This is a genomic window from Streptomyces sp. NPDC048106 (assembly GCF_040706415.1).
Taxonomy (GTDB): domain Bacteria; phylum Actinomycetota; class Actinomycetes; order Streptomycetales; family Streptomycetaceae; genus Streptomyces.
In genome coordinates this window covers 44,137-62,809 of the sequence record NZ_JBEZND010000009.1, presented here as the reverse complement: position 1 = coordinate 62,809, position 18,673 = coordinate 44,137, and the positions used below count along the sequence as shown (strand labels likewise).

Below are 18,673 nucleotides of genomic sequence, written 5' to 3'. Positions count from 1 at the left end.
CAGCTCACCAGCCGCAGCCGACCCCATCTCCATAAACAGCGACCACACCATGGGTTGGCGAAAGGAGCCACGCCCTAGTCAGCACCCCTGGCCAGTCCGTCGCGATCTCACTCACCAGCGCGCCGACGACGTCTGGTGGAAAGTCCATCACAGGCTCCGGCTTTCCTTTCCCAGGACTGAGCATCGGTCTGCTATCGATGAGCAACCCAATCGGCTTGCTTGGCGCCACTGCACGCACGCCTGCGAGCTGCTTCGTGAGCTTCCCCTCGATCGCGCGTCCCACACTCCCCCGCATCTCACGGAGCGTCACACGCCACCGTCCATCTGGCGCCCACCGTCCGGACCAACCAACGGTGATGTCGTCAAAAGAAACGATCACGCGGAGCTCGTCGGGACAGTCCCAAAAGCCGATCGTGGGAACGGGGAACGGCCCACGCGGCAGCTGTCGCATGTCGACGAACGGCTTCCCGCGCTCAACTGCTTTGGTGGCCATGGCCACCACTCGGGCATACAGCCGGTCGCGCTCTTTCGGCTTAGCGCCCATCCATGGGCCAGCGCCGACAGACACGATGAGACCACCGCCGGGCGCTCTCGTCGCGATACCCGTCAACCGCTCAATGAGGCCATGCGCCACCGCGTCCTGCGTCGCCACCCGCTGCTTGTTCTCCTGTGGTGCCGGGAGAACCGTGTGATCGACAAAGCCAGCGAGGCCGCCAATGGCTATCTCAGCATCCACCGGGATCGGTGGAACGAACGGATAGTGGTCGCTCTGACGCTCGGGACTGCCCATCAGCTCAGCCTGATGTCCCTCATCACGCAGGGCCGCGATGAGTTCCGAGAATGCAGTCTGCTCACGCGGCTTGTCGCCCATGATCGCCAGGACGGTCTCAGTGATGCTCTCCGCTGCCATCCCAGCCCCTCGTCCACGTCATACGCAACCAAGCTCCATCCTGCCAGCAAGCTGACAGCCCCAAGGCCGGACCGCCACCTCAACTCTGACGTCCCGGCACCCCGCCCGGGACAGTGGACAGCGTCGATGCAACAGTGCCGAATAGGTGACAGAGGTGCCGGCATCCAGTCCAGCGCCATGCTCGCCCTCTCCGCCAACGGCGTGCTTCCCAAGGTCGATTACGCCATCTTCGCCGACACCGGCTGGGAGTCCCGCGCCGTCTACCGGCATCTCGACCGGCTGGAAAAGGAGATGCGCGTCTCCTCCGGCAACATCCGCGTCGACGCACTCAACCCGGCGCACCGCTTCGTCTCCATGCCCCTGTACATCCTCAACCAGGACGGGAAGCAGGGCATGACCCGGCGCCAGTGCACCGGGGAATACAAGATAAAGCCGATCAAACGACAAATTCGTGAGCTTCTCGGATACGCCTACCCCCAGCGCATCCCGAAGGACGTCTTCGTCGAGCAGTGGGTGGGCATCTCCACCGACGAGTTCCACCGCGCCAAGGACGCCGACGTCCGCTACATGCGCAACCGGCACCCCCTCATCGACATGGGCTGGTCGCGCACCGACTGCCTCGCCTACCTGACCTCGATCGGCTTCGCCGACACCCCCAAGTCCAGCTGCCTCGGCTGCCCGTTCCACGGGAACGCCCAGTGGCGGCACATCCGCGACGCCTCTCCCTCCGAGTGGGAGGACGTCGTCGCCTTCGACGCCGCCATCCGCTCGGGCAACGCCCGCGCGAACGCCGGAGGCAACCCGCTGCTCGGCCAGGCGTTCCTGCACCGCTCCCGAGTGCCGCTCGACCAGGCTCCGATCGACCACGTCACCGCCGCCGAGTGGGCCGCCCTCCAGCAGGGCCCCGACGAGCACACCGCGGTGCTGGAGCAGCTGGAGGAGGGGGTGGTCGACGGCTGCTCCCCGTGGGCCTGCCGCGGGGACGCCGAGGCGGTGCAGGACGACTTCGGGCTCGCCTCGTGAGACGGATCGTCCTTGATCTATTTGCCGGTCCCGGGGGCTGGAGCCACGCTCTCACGGTGCTCGGTGTGCGGGATGTCGGGCTGGAGTGGGACACCTGGGCCTGCAACACCCGTGCCCGTGCGGGGCAGTTGACAATCCAGACGGATGTCGCCCGCTATCCGGCGTGGATCTTCTCCGGGCGGGTCCTCGGGCTGATCGCGTCCCCGCCCTGTCAGGCGTGGTCGAGGGCCGGCAAGCGCCTCGGCCTGGTCGACCAGCCCCTCGTTCACCAGGCCGTCGCCGACCTCGCCGCCGGCCGCGACACCCGCGAGCAGCTTCTGACCGCGTGCGCCGACCCGCGCTCCCTCCTCGCCGCCGAGCCCATGCGCTACCTCCACGCCCTGCACACCGCCGGGGAGCCTGAGTGGATCGCCATGGAGGAGGTCCCCGACGTCCTGCCCCTGTGGAAGCAGTACGCGGCCATCCTCCGAGGGTGGGGATTCTCGGTATGGACGGGGATTCTCAACTCGGCCGATTTCGGGGTCCCTCAGACACGCAAGCGCGCGATCCTCCTCGCCTCCCGCGCCCGAACTGCCGAACCACCGCCGCCCACGCACGCCCAAGTTACCGAAAACGACACGCTGTTCGGGCCCGGTCGCGCTCGATGGGTATCGATGGCCGAAGCCCTGGGGTGGGGCCGGACCGACGGGCCGGTGCCCACCGTGTGCGCGGGCGGCGGGCCCGGAGGCGGCCCCGAGCCCTTCCCCTCTGGCTCCCGCAAGACCCTCACCGACGCCCGCGACCGCGGCACCTGGGCCCCTCGCCCCAGTGGCCTCATCCTGTCTTCCCACCACCAGCCTCCTCACCCGGCCGTACGGGAGGACAGCCCTGAGGAACGCGCCGCCGACCACGCGGCGACCATCGAAGCCGGCTCGTGGGCGTGGTCGTTGCGCAGCAACAACCAGACCAATGCCACCATCAGGTCGATCCAAGAACCGGCCGGGACGCTGTTCTTCGGACACCGCGCGAACGAATGCACCTGGGTCGCCGAGCCCTCCCTCGGCGACGAGGACACCTCTCAGGGCCAGCCGGTGGCGGCTCCGGAGCCGATCCGGATCACCGCCCGCGAGGCGGGCATCCTCCAGAGCTTCCCCGCCGACTATCCCTGGGCCGGCAACAAGGGCCAGCAGTTCTCTCAGATCGGCAACGCCGTTCCCCCGTTGCTCGCCGGCCACCTCCTCGCCCCGCACCTCGGTGTCACCCTCGACCCCGACGACTTCAACCTCGCTGCCTGATGCCCCACGCCCCCGAACCCGACGAAGACGACCTCGACGCCATCACACCGCCCCAGCCGGTGTTCCACGTCGAGCAGGCCCTCCTCGGGGCCTTCCTCCTCAGCCCGCACCGTCTGGACGACGTGCGCGGCATCGCCGCCGACTCGTTCTCCACCGCCGCGCACGCCGCCTTGTACGCCGCGATCAGTACCCTGCCGCGGCCCGACCCCGCCGAGCACGCGAAGAACACCACGTGGCTCGACCGCGTGCTCGACACGGCCCGGGAGCAGGCGCGCGGGCTGACCGCCTCCTACCTGCACGCCCTCGTCCAGGTCTGTCCCTGGCCCAGCCACGCCCCCGCCTATGCCCGGATGGTCGAGGCCGAGCACGCCCGCCGCCGCCTGCAGACGGCCGCCGAACGCCTCGTCCACACCGTCCACGACGTCTGCCTCCCGCACCCTGTCCAAACGGTGCTCGCCGAGGCCGACGCGCTCGCCGCGGTCGTGGACGACATCGCCAACCGCTTCCCGCCCCGCGCAGGCGTGCTGCCCCGCACCACGGCACCGCCGCCGCCCGCCGCGCCCAACCTCGCAGAGGCCGTCGAGGAGGAGCAGATCCTGCTCGCCACCGCCACGGCCTACCCCTCCGACATCGACTCCGTCCGGTGGCTGCTCCCCGACGACCTCACCCTGCCGCTGCACGCCGGCCTGTGGCAGTGCCTGACCGCCCTGGCCCGCCGCCGCGAGCCCGTCGACCCCGTCACGGTCCTGTGGGAAGCCCAGCAGCGCGGCCTGTTGGACGACGGCAGTGAACCGGGCGAGGTCCTGCGCATGCTGGCCGAGCCGGCCGGTTCCGTCGAGCACTGGGGCGAGCGGGCCCTGCAGCGCTCCCTCCTGGCCACAGCCGAACACACCGGCCGTCGCATCGAGGCGTATGCCGGCGACCCGGCGAACACTCCGTTCCAGCTCGTCGTCGGCGCTCGCCGCGCCCTCGCCGACATCGCCGCCGTCCGCACCCGCTGGCAGCACGCCACCGGAGCCACTCCGCCACAGCGGCGGCGACCGTCCACCACCCGCGCCGGCCCGCCGACCACCACGGCCGCGCACGCCGCCCGGTCCACACGAGCAACCCGATAACCCCCGCGTACGCCGGTGGCCGGACCCGAAGGCCCGGCCACCGGCAGAACAGACGAGACCCCACGTGACTCCCACCATCGACGCCCACGTCCGCCTCGACACACACCCCACTCACCCGAGCGCCGTGACCGCCGTCCTGACCGGCAAGCAGGCCCGCGCCGCCCTCATGGCTCTGGAGGCTGCCGACTGGAGCGTCGCCGCCACAGGCGTCCTGGTCCTGGCCCGCATTGATCACGAGGAGCCCTACTGGGCCGACGACGCAGCCAAGCACCTGATCGCTGAAGGCATCACCGTCGAGATCACCCCGCGGCTCCAAGAAGCCATAGACGAGGAATGGACCTGGGCGAACTATCCGATGCCATGGTGCACCCGCAGCGAAATCCGCGAGGTCTCCAATCAGGCGCAGAAGATCCACGACGACATCCACCACGGCCAGCTCCTCATCCACGCCCACGCCCACGACGGCCACACCACCGTCGCGGTCGGCACATACCTCCATCAAGGCGGCAAGTCCGTCTACCTGCACGGCGAGGACCACCTTCGCCAGGTCGCCGACACCTTCGACTCACCCGCGCAAGCCCTGCTCGCCTTCGAGAAGGTCCACTCGGCCGAGATGCGCCCCGGCCCAGCTCCCCTGACCGAGACCGAACGCGACGCCATCGCAGCGCGCTCAGTCTTCGACGTCACCACAGCCAGGTCCAAACCCTCCCGCCCGCAGCCGGAAACCGTCCCCGTCTACCTGGCCGATGCCGGCGACCACGACGCACTCCTCGACACCTTCCTCAACGCGCACGACGAGTTCGAGAAGTGGCGGACCTGGTCGGATGACACGACCCACGCCATCCATGAATCGCAGACCTTGCGTATCGAGCGCGTCCACGAAGCCCCTGCTCACGAGATCGCATGGACTGTGGCCGCCTACGAGACACCCGTCTCCGACCGCATGTGGGTCCTCACCGCGACGGGGGCCACCCCCGCGCCGGTGCTGCAGGATCTGCTCACCCACCTCGCCGACGGCGACGGCTGGAACACGGCCGTCGGTGCCCCGGCGGACAAGAAGATGGTCGCCGCAGCCACCCAGCCCCTCTCCGAGGCCGGATGGAAGCACACCATGGACGGGCGATGGATCCGCTGGACCTCCCCCGACGGGGACGCGGGCGTCCAGTTCGACGCCTTCACCACACAGCACCCGAATCAGAACCTCGCCACCTGGACCGTCTGGGCCGGCCCCGACCGGAACCGAGCCACCTGGACCATCACCGCGTCCCCGTGCACACCGAGCGCACTGCTGGCCGACCTCTCCGAGAACCTCGCCCACGCAACCGCCACCCGCCAGCCCCAGCCGAGGAAGACCACCTCGCCGAAACTGCCACCGTCTCTCCTGCCCAGGTCCCCGGCATCACACCGCCTGTGACCAAGCGCGTTCCCGAACGTCTCACCGTGTATCGGATGACGCCGTGGTGGGGCCTGCGGTGGGAGCAGCCAGCGGAAAGCTCGGGCGATGTACGTCTTCGTGCGAAACCTGGCTGATCTCGCCATCTATATAGGTGAAACCTCTCGGCCCCGAGGATGCGGGTGAGCTGCGACGCGTGCACCCGGGCGCCTTATTCGGCCATTCTCTCCCGCCCGCATACGACCACCCTCGCACCTATGTGCTTTTCCTATTTATCTCTCCATGGGGGGCGAGAACACCCCTTCGAGGGACAGCGTGACGAGATCCAAAAGAGCTAGACTCCTGCACGTTCTCACCGGAGCATGCAAATTTCACGCAGCCAGTGAAAACAACGACAGCAGAGTCCGGACTGACCCAGCCATTCAGGCATCCACGCTGGTCAGGGCACGAAAGCGGGTAGGCCATGGAGAAACTTTTCAACGGCATGAGCGCCGCGAAACTGGAGGGGGTGCGATGGATCAAGGCATCTCGCAGCGACGGCTTGAACGAGTGTGTTGAAGTCGCCAAGGCCGGTGAAAACGTCGCAGTGCGCAACTCCCGCGACCCCGAGGGTCCGGCGCTGATCCTCACACGGGGCGAGTGGGCCGCGTTCGAAGATGGCATGCTCAAGGGCGAATTCCGGGCAGTAACTGCCTGAAAGACCTTTGGCCTGAACTTGCTTTGAGCTGAATGGGCGAATAATGCTGTGTGCGCCGCGGCACAGGTGCCGCTCAAGCACAAGGAGTTCGCCTCGTGGCTGGTCGTCTCATCTCGCTGCCCGGTTCAGGTAAGAAGAAGTCGTCGCGGACCGCACCGCATCCACTGGCGCGGTCCGTCGGCGCGATCCTCCGGCAGTACCGCAAGCAACGGAATTGGACTCTGTCCCAGGCGGTCGCCGAGGTGCCCACCATGGGGTCGATCTCCACCCTGAGCCGCTACGAGACCGGGGGCACAGCGCAGGACCCGGCGAAGGTGGACGCCTTCCTGCAGGCGTGCAAAGCCCCGCGTTACGTCCGCGAGGAGGCGGCGCAGTCCCTGCAGCGGATGAAGAGTTCCCCGGCATGGGCAGTGCAGTCCGACGTGGTCTCCGAGCCCGTGGCTGGCCTGTACGCCCTGGAGGCCACCTCCAAGGTGATCCGCACCTATCAGGAGAACGGCATCCCCGGGATGCTTCAGACGCGCAGGCATGCCAAGGCCGTCATGATGGACCTCGTCCTCGCGCAGACCACCGAAGAGGGCCGGCGGACCCTCCAAGCACTGCTCAATCAGCGCCTGGGGATCAGGCTGCAGCGGCAGACGCTCCTCGACGAGGACGACGATGCGCCCGTCTTCGAGGCCATCCTCGGGGAGCCGGCACTCATCCTGGAAGTGGGCGGTCGCGTCGTCCACCGAGAGCAGCTGATGCACCTGCTGAGCCTCACGGTGAACCGGCCAAACATCCACATCCGTATCCTGCCGGGCACCGCCATGCACCAGGGCACAGCTCTGCATCCCTCGATGATGCTGCTCAAGCCGCACGACGACAGCGTTGGCCGCGCGGTCTATCTGGAGACCAGGAACCGCTCCGGCGACCTGCTCCTCGAAATCCCCGACGTCGAGATGTACCAGGCTTCCTTGGACGACCTGTGGACCAGGGCCCTGCCGAAACAGGAGACCGTGGATCTGCTGGTGCGCCACATCAAGCGCCTCAGCGACTGACCAACACACCCTGGTCCGCCACGCCTACCGGATCTTCCCAACGCCGCCGTACTCGATCCACTCGTCGGTGCGCTGACGCGGCGCGAGGTCGCTGTCGGGCTGCCAGCGCGAGACCTCCACCGGCTTTGCGGCGCCCACGAGTTCGAGGCCCTCGAAGAACCGGTTGACGTCACCGATCGACCGGACCTCCCCCCACTCGCCTCCGGTAATCTCCGCCATGAACTGCGTGATCTGCGCGCGCAGCCCGGCATCATCGCTGGCTAGCTGGGAGATGACCACGTAGCTGCCAGCTGGGAGACGGCCGGCCACTCGCCGTACGAGATCCCACGGGTCATCACGGTTGGGAATGCAGTGCAGGACTGAGACGAAGAGAGCGGCAACAGGCTGATTGTCCCTCAACAGATGCCGGACTTCAGGACTATTGAAAATTTTGTCGGTGTCACGCATGTCCGCCTGGAGGACGGCCGTTGTTGTCGGGTCCTCGGCAAGGATCATGCGTCCGTGAGCATGAACGACGGGGTCGTTGTCGATGTAGACGACCTCGCTCAACGGGTCGACGTCCTGGGCCACCTGGTGAACGTTCGGTCGGGTGGGCAGGCCGGACCCATGGTCGAGGAATCGCCGTACTCCACATTCGCGAGCGAGATATCGCACCGCGCGCACCAGGAAACCCCGGTTCACAAGAGCAAGGTCCCGAGTACTGGGCGCGAGCTGGAGTAATTCCTCGCACGCATCCCGGTCGACCTGATAGTTGTCGGTCCCGCCAAGAAGATGATCGTACATTCGAGCAACACTGGGTTTGCTGAGGTCAGGAATGAGCCGCTCCCCGCACTCTGGGCCGCACACGTCAATCCCTGACGAGGCGGACTCCGGTGGTAGAGACGCCATGTTAGGAGGTCGTACCAGCCGACTGCTACCCGTCACCACCAACGGGCGAAACCCGATGGGAGCTATCCCGACAACAACCTGACTCGAAAGCGCCCCGGCGCACTTCTCGCAGGTCAGAGTGCATCCGACACTGGCATATGCCCACCCCAGTCGAGGTCCGCGGCCCGGCGCAGTGCAACACGTCTGAGCAGTTCGAAGGTGCTGGGCGAGACCCCCATCGCGCAGCCGCCCTGCTGCGCCGTCAGTCCGAGCCGGTAATACAGTACGAGGGCGTCGGCCTCCCGCGCACTGAGGTTTCGCTGAAGTGTTCGCACGGTGGATGTCCGGCTCGCAGCTGTCGTGGCGCGGAGCAGGGACCACCCGAGCACGCACGGACCGGCGCCACGCTGTGCGGCCGGCCACTGGGCGGCGAGTTCCCGCAGGGCTTCGTGAGCGAGGATCGGCCCGTATGGCGTACTGCCGGTGACGGCGCCGGCGTACTGCTCGTAGACCGGCCGATGGTCGTGGCAGAAGGCGGTGTAGGCGGCAGCCGCCCCCAGACCGACGCCACGGTGATGCGGGAATGGTGGCAGAAGGGGCTGCTCACCGAAAAATTGCGTGGTCTGCGGTCCTGGCTGACGAGCGTGCGGCAGCATGGGGATCACCTCACAGCTGATCGCCTCTTCGCACGCGCAGCCTGAAGGCTCGCGCCGCGCGGCAGAAGCGCAAGTACGGTCGGCGGCATACTCGTTGGGGCCGACTGCCTCCTCGTCGAGCGGCAGCCGGCCATCACGCGGCGTTCCGAACCGGAAGGATCAGTGGGAGCGGCGGACCCTGATACGCGTGAACCCGCTGCGATCACAGGCAGCGCAGACCAGCACCGCGGTCAGGAGCCGCGCGGGGAAAGAGTGCGGGCACATCGCGGCGCCGCCGATCGCTCCCACCGACACGGCGGTGCCAAACCGGAGCGTCAAGGTACTGACGCTCTCAACTCGCGCCTGGATAGCAGCTGAAAGCGGAATGCTAGTCTCCCTGGCTGCCGGTAGGACGCGCGCGACCATCCGGCGGACGTGCTGAGTCATGCCCTTCTCCTTACGTGGGCTCGGCCAGGCACGTCGAGAAGGGCCTCGATGCTGACTCGTAACCACCTCGGGGCCCTTTTCCGTGCCGTGCTGCACGTTAATCGCACTTCAACCGCTCCAGGCACGCCCGAAAGCCGCGAAAACAACCCCGGGAACTCAGTACACCTGTCGGCCAGTTACCGGCGGCACACCTTGGATCGAAGCCAAACACCCCTTCTCGGGGCCCAGTCGGACAGGCTTGCTTTCTGTGCGGGTAAGAAATCCTTCCCAGCCCGGGGTGAAAACGCCTGATGCCCAGCGCTTACGGCGTCACTCTTTCGAGTGATCTGCGCGCCCCGCCGCGCGGAGCGGTGAAAGATCCGGCTCGGCCCGGAATCTTGAGTCAGCCCGAGCAGCGCTGCCTCGGCGGTGGCGCCGGTTCACGTCAGTCGGCCACCGCGGTGTCGGACTGGGCAAGGCCGCGGTGCAAGGGATTTCGCCGGTAGGCTCTCGACAGGCGCACCGCTCGGGGACTAGATCAGGCCGTTCCCGAGTCCTGCCTCCGCGGTACAGGACATCGGCGCATGCGGCACTCGCCCGCAATGGTCGCTAGACCAAGTCGGTCCGCCAGTGGGCGGCGACCGACAGGACAGGGCCCTCCAGACTCCATGGTCGGCCTGTGCGCACCGGGTCGCCGCACTCCTGCCGCGACGCGGCGATCAGCGACCCAATCCGCACCGGCCCCGCGTCAGCGCAAGCGGCTGCTCCCCGTGGGCGGCCGCAAAAAGAACCCGATGGTCCGCAAGGCACTCGTCCGCACCGTCTCCGGCGTGGGCCTCAGCTTCGGAGACCGGTACTGGGCGCTCGTGGCGCAGCCGGTGCGGGCCGCGAGGGCGCGCATGGGTGTCCAGACAAGCGGGGCAACATAGCCCGGGATCGCCGGTTGGCCAAACCGGCGATCCCGCGCACCACTGATGGTCCACCGCCACAACCTGCCCGCACGTCGAAAGGCAACCACCCACGACCGCACGCACGACACGAAGCGCAGCCCGCAAGGAGGCAAGCAGCGGCCCCCGATCACGCCGCCGCGTAGCTCGCCCGGAACAGATCCTGGGCCCGCTCCACATCCCTCTGCGTACGGAGCTGGACCTCCAGGTCGCCCGTCCCGTGGTGACCGAGACCGGACACGTCCCGGGTGAAGCCCGGAACGAGGTCGACGTCCTTCGGGTTGACCTTCAGGTAGACCAGCAGCTTGCTCCGCTGCGGCGGGCACAGGCAGGCGAAGTTCCGCAGCCGCTGGTACGCCCGGTACTGCTTGCGCTCGACACGGTTCACGCCGTCCCCGAGCCCGAGCAGGACCTCGTCGACCGCGCTCGCCAACTCCGCCATCAACGCGCCCTCGGCGCCGGCCGCCGCCCTGGCAACCGCCTGACGGCGCGCCCTGCGCGCTACCTGGATGCCGCCGCTCACCGACGCCACGGTCTCAAGCCCGAGCAGGTCGCTGCCGAAGAGTCGGTAGCGGACCAGGTCGATCGACCTCCGGTGCTCGCGCACGGCATGCACGTCGTAGCGAGTGAAGTCGCCGGCGATGCAGATCAGGCGCGGGCTGCTCCACAGGACCTGGGACGCGGCCGTCGCCCCGAGCCGGTCGCGGACCAGGTACTCGAACTCCGCTCGGTGGTCCATCAGCCACGCCAGATAGTAGAGCGCCTGGTTGATGACGCCGGCGTCGACGCCGCGCTTGTACTCGACGATGACCGGCGAGCCGTTCTCGTCCAGCCCGAGCGAGTCGATCCGGCCCCCGTGCACTGGCCCGGTGCCGTACTCGCTCGCCAGGAACCGGACCCCCAGCAGCGTCTCCATGTACGCCTCGACGAAGCCCTGCACATCGGCCTCGACCTCAGCAAGACGCGGCACGACCTCGGTCATGCCGCCATTCGTCGTATCTGTGCGGAACAGCTTCAGGCCCGACACCTTCCTCTCTTCGGCTCGGAGATCATCAACGCCGACGGGGTGCAGGATTGTTTCCGCGAGAGGCTACGGGGGCGTGAAGATGGTGTGAGATCCTACGTGCGCCCGGTCGGTAAGCGCTCGCGTCTCCTGGGCACCGGGAATCGACGATTCCCCCATGCGTCCCCCGCACCCTGGGGGACAGCGTCCGGAAGCTGCGTTTGCCCACGTCAGCCCCCGTAGCTCAGCGGATAGAGCAGGCGCCTTCTAAGCACTACCCCTATCGCGCAAACCGGATCAAACCACCTCATTCCGGAGCATCGTCGGAGGCCCGCGGTAGGTGGCTTCCGCTGTGCGAGCGGTCGGGCAGACTCACCCAAGGCACGGCAACGCCGCGGGGCACGCCGAGACGGGGGTGGGACATGAGCGACGGTGTCATATTGCGAGGACCCCTTGGGGAAATGGCGCAGGCAGAAGCCGGCGCTGCTGGAATCGATCCGTCGGACCTCTACGCGGCGGCGATCAGCTGGTGGTCTGCTTCCATCACCCCAGCAGTCTCGATCAGTTCATGGCTGGAGGCCCCGATGACGGTCTGGACGTCCTTCGTGCGTTCTGACGGGTGTGCAGGCGAGCCGATCGATCATCTCTTGGGCCGTCTCCTCGACGGGCTGGGTCCGTTGGCAATTCGCCGCGACGTCACGGATGAACGACAATTCGGCGCTGCCGCCCACGCCACCCGCCGAGCGGACAACGCCGGCGCAGGCACGCCTGTGTTCCTCCTGACTGGTTCTCCATTCACGTCAGGTCGCAGCGGCTCCGCGATCAGCACGGCCATGGAGAGGCAGATACGCATGGCATGGGACGGGCAGCACACACTGCCCACGCGGGGCGTCGGACGCTATCGGGCAACGAGGAGACCCGTCCCGCCGCACGTGGGAGCCGCGTGGGACGTGTTCATCCGGGATTGGCGAAGCTTTCTGTCCACGGACGCCGCCACGTACTCCCGCGTCCTGCACTTCGTTCGGCGAGCAGCGCCAGTCGCCCCCCGCGTCGACTCGGCGTCGGGCGACTGGCGGGACGCGCTCGCCGCGGCGTACGCCTGGGCCTTCAACACCCGTCCCGTCCTCACCTACACCACGCGCGCAACATTGCAGTGGGACATGGTTCGCGCAGCGGAGGCCGAGTGGGACACCGTTCTGCCCGAGCCGCACGCCGACTTCTTCGTCCGGGTCGGCGACCATGTCTCGCGTATCGCCGGCACGCTCGCCGCGACTGAACGCACCGCCATCCACAGCGTTCATATTCAAGCCGCCTGGACACTGGTCCGCCGCGCCGTACTGGACACCGCACGCCTCATCGCCATGGACCGAAGCACGGTAGATCGGCTCATCCGAGCCATGGACGACGGACTGGGTGGCATACCGGGACCTGAGGAAGACGCCCCGCTGCTTCTCCCGAACGCACTCGAGGCCGGACACTGGGGGCCGACGGGGAGAAGAGGCACTTACGGGGACCGGCCGCAGGCCGATAGCAGTGCCGTCCGCAAGCTGAAGGAGTGGTATCAAGACCGCTGCCAGATTTGCGGCACCGTCCTGGTCCTGCCCCCGCCTCGCCATCGATCCAGCGAAGCAGCCCATATCCGAGCGAGGGAGGACGGTGGGCCCGACGTCGTCGAGAACCTGCTGTGCCTCTGCCCGAACTGCCACACGCGCTTTGACGCGGGAGCATTGGTCCTGACCGACGGTCTCATGATCCTCGACACGGTGACAGGCAAACTCGGAGAGAAGATCACACTCCACCGGTGGCACTTCATCGACCCCCGGTACGTTCGTCACCACCGCCACCGCTGGACCGCCAGCGGCCCGGCACCGCTCGCAAGCGCACCGAAGCCAGCGGAGCACTGAGGCAGACGGGCAGCACCCGCCCTCAGGAACTGTGCGCAGTGCACACCTGGGGAGACACCACCGCAACACCTGGAAACTTCCCGGTGGTTCCGGGAGCCGGGGCGAGACCTTCACCGAGGCCGCGGTCCAAGAACTTGCCGAGGAGTCCGGCCTCGAAACGGGCGGGCGGAGCACGGACGTTCGCTTACGACAGCACCCACGGGGATCGCTCGCTGCGCCACCGTGTTCAGGCCAAGATGTCCGCCGTACGTTTTTGGACGGCCCTGCCTGCGCAGCCTTCAGCGCAGCACCAGTGAGTGGACACTGGCTGCGCCAGGGGGATGTCACCGTGCCGACTGAGCCGACCGAAACAGCGTGGAAGATCCAGTCAGCCGTCGCGGATGCGACGGCCAGGGCGGACTCGAAAGCCGCGCTCGCCTTAACCCTGCAATCCACCACGCTGGCCGTACTGAGTCTGCTGGCGAGTTCCCGGCGGACGGCGGGCGGGTTCGAGTCCGTCGCGGCGCAGACGCTGTTGTGGCTCGGTGTCGTACTCATCATGGCGGGTGCCTGTTGCGCCGCGTGGGCTGCTTCTCCCCGGCTCGGCAAGGAGCGGCGAGGGCCAGAACCAGATGGCGACTTCCTGTACTTCGGACACCTGCGGCTCATGGAACCAGCCGAGCTGGAGAGGGCGCTGCGGAACACGGACCCGCTGCCTTCGCTTACACGGCAGGTGGTGGTGATGAGCGAGATCGCCTGGGCCAAACACCGCCGGGTGCAGTGCTCTCTCGTCCTGGCAGTCGCGGGCTGCGGCTGCTTCGCCGTGGCCACCGCCTTCGCGTGAGGACGAGGAGGTATCACGGTGAACTTCCTCTCCCTCGTCTCTCCTGAGGTCTGGCGTGATTTGATTGAACGCGGGCATCGGCGCGCCTACCGGAGCCAGGCGGTGCTCCTGGCCCAGGGCGAGTCGCCCGACGGTGTGATCGCGCTGGTCGACGGTCTCGTCAAGGTGGTGCAGGGCAATGAGGCTGGGGACCGTCTGACGTTGATGCTCCGCGGTCCCGGCGAGGTCCTCGGTGAGATGGGTGTGCTGCTCGACCGGCCGCGTTCGGCGACCGTGACCGCAGTACGCCCCTGCGCCGGTGTCGTCATGGCTGCACACGCCTTCCGCGGATTCGTGACCCGGCATCGCCTGGAGTCTGTCGTGTACAGGCTGAGCGTGGACCGGCTGAACAGTCAGGAGCGTCTGCGCGCCGACCTTGCTCATCTGCCGCCGCCGGCGCGCTTGGCACGGGTGGTCGTCCATCTCGCGGACGAGGTGGGGCACCGTGACGGGACGGGCGGTGTCGTCGTCGAGCTGGGCATACCGAGGGAGGATTTGGCCACGATGGCGGGCATGAGCCGGTCATCAGCGTTTACCGCCCTCGCGCGTCTCCAGTCCGACGGCATTGTCACGCTCGGCCGTCGGCGGCTCATTGTCAGAGATCCTGCCCTGCTGAGGGCCGCCGCCCAGGACGACGGGGTGGGTGACGGCGACCGGCCGCCGCGCGGAGCTCCTGTGATGTGACGCGGCGCACGCCCGTACCGTCCAGCGCTGGACGGTCGGCTCCCGGCTCCTCGAACAGGGTGGTGCTCTCCCGCCGCGTGGGCGGGGAGAGCGACGAGAGGAGCGGCGCATGCTGCCGTCATGGGAGCCCTTGTGGCCCTACCGGGCCGTGCTGGCCGTGGACGCCAGGGACTTCGGATCACTCGACAGCAAGGGGATGCAGCGGGTAAATGCCGATATCCCACCTCTGTTGGCCCAGGCGTTGAGCGCCAGCAACGTCAGCGCGCACTGGGAGCGGCGCGTGTTCGGCCAGCACACGGGTGATGGCTACGTCGCCGGCATGGACCCCGAGGTCCTGCCCGCGCTGGTGGGGCACTTTCCCGACGCACTTCGCCAGGCGCTCGCCCTGCGGCGGGCTGAGAACCCGCATCTCAAGCCGCTGCAGCTGCGGGTCAGTATCCACGTCGGGCCGTTGCCTCAGAGCGGGTTGGGCGTGCCCATGGTGTACACCCACCGGCTCCTGGACGACAAGACGCTGCGGGCTGTGCTCGAGCGCGGACATCCCGACATCACCAACACCGCCGTGATCGTCTCCCAGCGGGTGTACGAGGACGTCTTCGACAGCGGTTGCGTCAACGAAGACGTACTGCCGGCGCACTTCCACCGGCATCTGGTGAGGGTGAAGAAGTTCGAGCAGCCAGCCTATCTCCACCTTCCGGGTTTCGACTGGGGGCTCGCGGATCCGGACATCTTCGAGCCGTCCGCTGCGGCGGGCGATGAGGAGGAGCCGGGAGCCGGGGCGCACGTGGCGTCGGCTCCCACGACTCCAGTGGGTTCCGGCGCGGTGACGTTCCACCAGTACGGCGAGCACGGCAAGCAGGGTTACAACTTCTACGACAAGCGGGGGCGGCAATGAGCGACCTCAGCAGCGAAGCACCCGACCCGACGGACCACGGAATCGATCCGGTGAGGCCCGGGGCGCACGAGGACCCGGCCGGCGCGCCGCCATCGAATGCGTCGGAGTTCCACCAATACGGCGACCACAGTGTCCAGGCGGTCCACTACGCCGTACACCTGAACGGTGACTACGTCCAGACCCTGTCCATCGACGGCCGCGACCCCGCCTACCGTGCGAGCGAAGACGGGCGCTTCGTCGAACCCCGGGAGCCGAACCGTCTGCCCGACGCCGCCAAGATCCTCGAAGGGCACGGCGTCGTGGTGCTGTGCGCGCCCACCGGCAGCGGCCGGCGGACCGCGGCGGTACGGCTCCTGCGCCGTACGGCGGTACCGCGAGAGCCGGAGCTGTTCGACCTGGAACCGGAGTGGGCCAAGCCCGGGACCCAGTGCCTGCCGATGCGCCCGGCGACGGGCTACCTGCTCGACCTCTCCGACCTCCCGGACGAGCCGCCCGCCCGCTTCGGCCAAGACCTGGTCCGTCATGGAGCGGCGCTGCGCAAACAGGGGTCCTTCCTGGTCGTGCTCGCCACCCCGGGCGACTGGCAGGGCGCGTGGGCCGATGCCACCGGCGACGTCACTGTACGGCTGGAGTCCCCCAGTGCGCGGCGTCTGGTCGAGGCCGAGCTCGACGCGCACGGTCACGGGGACCGGGTGGCCTGGCTGACGGACGAGAAGCTTTCCCCCATCTGGGAAGCCGACCCGTCCGCCCGTGAGGCGTGCCGGCTGGCCGGACTCATCGATGCGGCCAAGGGCAGGGAACAGCTCAAGGAAGCCGTGGACCGATTCGGCGACTGGCACATCACGGTAGAGAAGCTCCTCAACAAGCGCGGTGCGGTCGACGGGAGTCCGTCGTTGCTGTCCACTCGGGTCACGGTGTGGGCTGGAGCGCTGCTCGACGGAGGGCGGCGCGGTTCCATCGTCCGCGCGTCCGACGACCTGCTCGCCTCCCTGGGCCAGGCCCGCGGACCGGCCGACGTGCTCACTGACGCGACCTCGTCCCGTCGGCTCCAAGCAGCCGAGATCGAGCCCGTCGGCGAACGTGCACACCACGACCGCAAGTGCCAGGGGCTGCCCGCCGCCATCCTGCGTCATCTGTGGGACGAGTTCCCCACCCAGCATGACCTGCTGACGACGTGGGCGGTCGGTGTCGCCGCGAATCGGTCCGTCCCGGAGGACGACGCCCGACTCGCAAGCGAAGCCCTCCTGCGCCTGGCGGTACGTCGGCACGACAGGAAGGTGCTCGACGCCCTCGCGACGGGGCTCACCGGCCCTCGGCGCATCTTGGCCGTCGAGGCGCTCACGAAGGCCGCAACGGACGCCGAACTCGGCCGCTACGTCCGCGACCGCCTCCTCAACTGGGCGGAGTCCAGCAACAAGGAGAAGGTCGACCTGGTCGTCGACGTCTGTGGCGGGCCCTGGGGCCAGCAGCAGCCGGCGCTCGCCCTCACCCGCCTGGGCAAGGCAGCGGGTGAGCAGGATTTCGGCGCCGAGAAACTGGTCAGCGCTTTCCGGGAGCTCGTCCGACAGGCCCCCGACCTCGTGGCCAAGACGGTCGTGCAGTGGCTGAAGAAGCACGGGACCGAGGCCGCCGGAAAGGCGCACCGCCAGGCGTTGGGGGCCTTCCTCGCACTCGTCTTCAGCGACACGGGTACGGACCTGGTCCTCGCCTCGGCCGGCGACGCGTCCAGCAGGGAGCACTTCGTCCGTGCCTGGCAAACGCTGCTGTCCACCAACGAGGCCGTGGACCCGGTGCTCGACCAGCTTGCCCGGTGGCAGGAGCGATTCGAGCACGACGCCGACCAGGGGGACGCGGTGATCGCCCTGCTCGCGGAGGTTTTCGCCCCGCCACGGCTGCGGTTGCGGCTCGACCGGCTGCTGGTGGACGAGGGGGCGGTGGTACGGCCGTTCTGGCGGGACATCCTCGGCCACGCCATGCAGCACTACAGCCTCGTTCGGAAGGCACCGGAGGCGTGACCGATCGTCCCGGTCCCTGGTGGAGACGGCGGGTCGGCCGGTTCACGGCGTACTGGCCCACCTGCCTGCCGGGCGTCCGCTTCCTCGCGCGCGGCACTCTCACCCATCTGGTCCCGCCCCGGGCGACCGGGACCCACCACGCGACCGCCGCGCGAGCGGCGGCGCGCCTGGCCCTGGACGAACTCGGCCGCGGCATCACCGAGGAGCACCGTCCCGAGGAACTGGAATGCGCTCAACAGAAGCTCACCCTGGCGGTCTCGCCATGGCACAGCCCCGGCAGCCACCCCGGCCTCTGGCTCAGGGCACGAGTCACCCTGCTGCTCCCCCAGCAGGACGCCGATCGGGCCCAAAGGCACCAGGACGCCCTGCGCGAGGTTGAACTCCGCCTCGCACAGGACCGGTTACGCCGGCAAGAGCTGGCTCGGACCGTGTGCACCGACGGGGACAGCGCCCGCCTCTGGTGGCTCGAGCAACATCTGGACGACCTGTCGGCCCTCAACTGGGCATCGTTCAGGGAGACGATCCTCCCTTTGGTGGGGACGTCGGTCACCGAGCGCACGCAAGCCGAGCGGCTCGCCCACACCCTCCTCTACGTCTGGGAGCGATTGGAGGACGTGCCGGGACGGCAGGCGCGGTTCATGGCCACGGCCCGCACGCTCTTCGAGCAGATGGGTTGGGCCGACGGGTTCCCCTGGCCGTCGCCCTCCGGCGACCTGGAGTTCGTGGCGCCCTCCCCCACGGCCGTCTCCTTCGCAACGGAGGACGATCAGTGAAGACCTCCGTACTGCGCTGGCTGCTCGACCCGCTCACCAGTCTGCTCGCCCTACGCCTGTGGTCCCGGGAGCGCGGCCGCAGGCCGTACGACGCGGCGTGGCGACTGGCCAGGGTCATGCGCCACCCGGACGAGCTCGTGTACCGCGTTCACGGCCACCAACCTGACGATCCTGGAGACGCGCTTCCTTGATCACGGGCAGTGCTGCTGC

Annotated in this window: 17 protein-coding genes and 2 pseudogenes; 14 read left to right on the top strand and 5 right to left on the bottom strand. The window is 68.3% G+C overall.

The features are described 5' to 3' along the window. Nucleotides 1-4: 4 nt before the first annotated feature. On the bottom strand, nt 5-910 hold the full coding sequence (locus AB0927_RS11765; RefSeq protein ID WP_366667396.1) for a hypothetical protein: 906 nt from the start codon (nt 908-910) through the stop codon (nt 5-7). 177 nt (nt 911-1,087) lie between these two features. Here AB0927_RS11765 and AB0927_RS11760 point away from each other — a divergent pair, with 177 nt between their 5' ends. From AB0927_RS11760 to AB0927_RS11735, 6 genes are all read left to right on the top strand, one after another. Further along, a complete protein-coding gene (locus AB0927_RS11760) occupies nt 1,088-1,933 on the top strand; it encodes a hypothetical protein (RefSeq protein WP_366667395.1) in 846 nt (281 codons plus the stop codon). Between the two features lie 5 nt (nt 1,934-1,938). Further along, the gene (locus AB0927_RS11755) at nt 1,939-3,207 is read left to right on the top strand and encodes a DNA cytosine methyltransferase (RefSeq protein ID WP_366667597.1); all 1,269 of its coding nucleotides are present in this window, start codon (nt 1,939-1,941) and stop codon (nt 3,205-3,207) included. Continuing rightward, a complete protein-coding gene (locus AB0927_RS11750) occupies nt 3,207-4,322 on the top strand; it encodes a DnaB-like helicase N-terminal domain-containing protein (RefSeq protein ID WP_366667394.1) in 1,116 nt (371 codons plus the stop codon). Before AB0927_RS11755 ends, AB0927_RS11750 begins: the two co-directional genes overlap by 1 nt. 64 nt (nt 4,323-4,386) lie before the next feature. Continuing rightward, nucleotides 4,387-5,736 carry a DUF317 domain-containing protein gene (locus AB0927_RS11745; RefSeq protein WP_366667393.1) on the top strand — a complete coding sequence of 450 codons (1,350 nt, stop codon included), beginning with the start codon at nt 4,387-4,389 and terminating at the stop codon, nt 5,734-5,736. Nucleotides 5,737-6,178: 442 nt separating this feature from the next. Further along, nucleotides 6,179-6,412: a DUF397 domain-containing protein gene (locus AB0927_RS11740; RefSeq protein ID WP_366667392.1), complete on the top strand. Its 234-nt coding sequence runs from the start codon at nt 6,179-6,181 to the stop codon at nt 6,410-6,412. Between the two features lie 95 nt (nt 6,413-6,507). Continuing rightward, nucleotides 6,508-7,452 carry a helix-turn-helix transcriptional regulator gene (locus AB0927_RS11735; protein ID WP_366667391.1) on the top strand — a complete coding sequence of 315 codons (945 nt, stop codon included), beginning with the start codon at nt 6,508-6,510 and terminating at the stop codon, nt 7,450-7,452. A 24-nt stretch (nt 7,453-7,476) separates the two neighbouring features. On the opposite strand, the gene AB0927_RS11730 is transcribed toward AB0927_RS11735, so the two are convergent. The 4 genes and pseudogenes from AB0927_RS11730 to AB0927_RS11715 all read right to left on the bottom strand — a co-directional run bounded on the left by AB0927_RS11730 (nt 7,477) and on the right by AB0927_RS11715 (nt 11,354). After that, the gene (locus tag AB0927_RS11730; RefSeq protein WP_366667390.1) at nt 7,477-8,340 is read right to left on the bottom strand and encodes an SAM-dependent methyltransferase; all 864 of its coding nucleotides are present in this window, start codon (nt 8,338-8,340) and stop codon (nt 7,477-7,479) included. 113 nt (nt 8,341-8,453) lie between these two features. Then, on the bottom strand, nt 8,454-8,975 hold the full coding sequence (locus AB0927_RS11725; RefSeq protein WP_366667389.1) for a hypothetical protein: 522 nt from the start codon (nt 8,973-8,975) through the stop codon (nt 8,454-8,456). Nucleotides 8,976-9,995: 1,020 nt separating this feature from the next. Beyond that, a pseudogene (locus AB0927_RS11720) lies at nt 9,996-10,118 on the bottom strand (IS5/IS1182 family transposase); the annotation flags it as partial. Nucleotides 10,119-10,457: 339 nt separating this feature from the next. Then, nucleotides 10,458-11,354, bottom strand: coding sequence for a DUF5655 domain-containing protein (locus tag AB0927_RS11715; protein ID WP_366667388.1), 897 nt, complete (start codon nt 11,352-11,354; stop codon nt 10,458-10,460). Between the two features lie 437 nt (nt 11,355-11,791). Between AB0927_RS11715 and AB0927_RS11710 the strand changes: the two genes are divergently transcribed. The 8 genes and pseudogenes from AB0927_RS11710 (at nt 11,792) to AB0927_RS11675 (ending at nt 18,654) form a co-directional block, all read left to right on the top strand. After that, complete coding sequence (locus AB0927_RS11710; protein WP_366667387.1) at nt 11,792-13,234, top strand: HNH endonuclease; 1,443 nt, start codon at nt 11,792-11,794, stop codon at nt 13,232-13,234. 31 nt (nt 13,235-13,265) lie between these two features. Then, nucleotides 13,266-13,382, top strand: a pseudogene (locus AB0927_RS11705) (NUDIX domain-containing protein); the annotation flags it as partial. 180 nt (nt 13,383-13,562) lie between these two features. After that, the gene (locus AB0927_RS11700) at nt 13,563-14,057 is read left to right on the top strand and encodes a Pycsar system effector family protein (RefSeq protein WP_366667596.1); all 495 of its coding nucleotides are present in this window, start codon (nt 13,563-13,565) and stop codon (nt 14,055-14,057) included. A gap of 18 nt (nt 14,058-14,075) precedes the next feature. After that, nucleotides 14,076-14,780, top strand: a complete 705-nt coding sequence (locus AB0927_RS11695) for a Crp/Fnr family transcriptional regulator (RefSeq protein ID WP_366667386.1) — start codon at nt 14,076-14,078, stop codon at nt 14,778-14,780. A gap of 109 nt (nt 14,781-14,889) precedes the next feature. Next, nucleotides 14,890-15,675, top strand: coding sequence for a hypothetical protein (locus tag AB0927_RS11690; protein ID WP_366667385.1), 786 nt, complete (start codon nt 14,890-14,892; stop codon nt 15,673-15,675). Continuing rightward, entirely contained in the window at nt 15,672-17,690 is a 2,019-nt protein-coding gene (locus tag AB0927_RS11685) for a hypothetical protein (RefSeq protein WP_366667384.1), read from the top strand. Before AB0927_RS11690 ends, AB0927_RS11685 begins: the two co-directional genes overlap by 4 nt. After that, on the top strand, nt 17,687-18,463 hold the full coding sequence (locus tag AB0927_RS11680; protein ID WP_366667383.1) for a hypothetical protein: 777 nt from the start codon (nt 17,687-17,689) through the stop codon (nt 18,461-18,463). The genes AB0927_RS11685 and AB0927_RS11680 overlap by 4 nt, the downstream gene beginning before the upstream one ends. Beyond that, a complete protein-coding gene (locus AB0927_RS11675) occupies nt 18,460-18,654 on the top strand; it encodes a hypothetical protein (RefSeq protein WP_366667382.1) in 195 nt (64 codons plus the stop codon). Before AB0927_RS11680 ends, AB0927_RS11675 begins: the two co-directional genes overlap by 4 nt. Nucleotides 18,655-18,673: the final 19 nt, after the last annotated feature.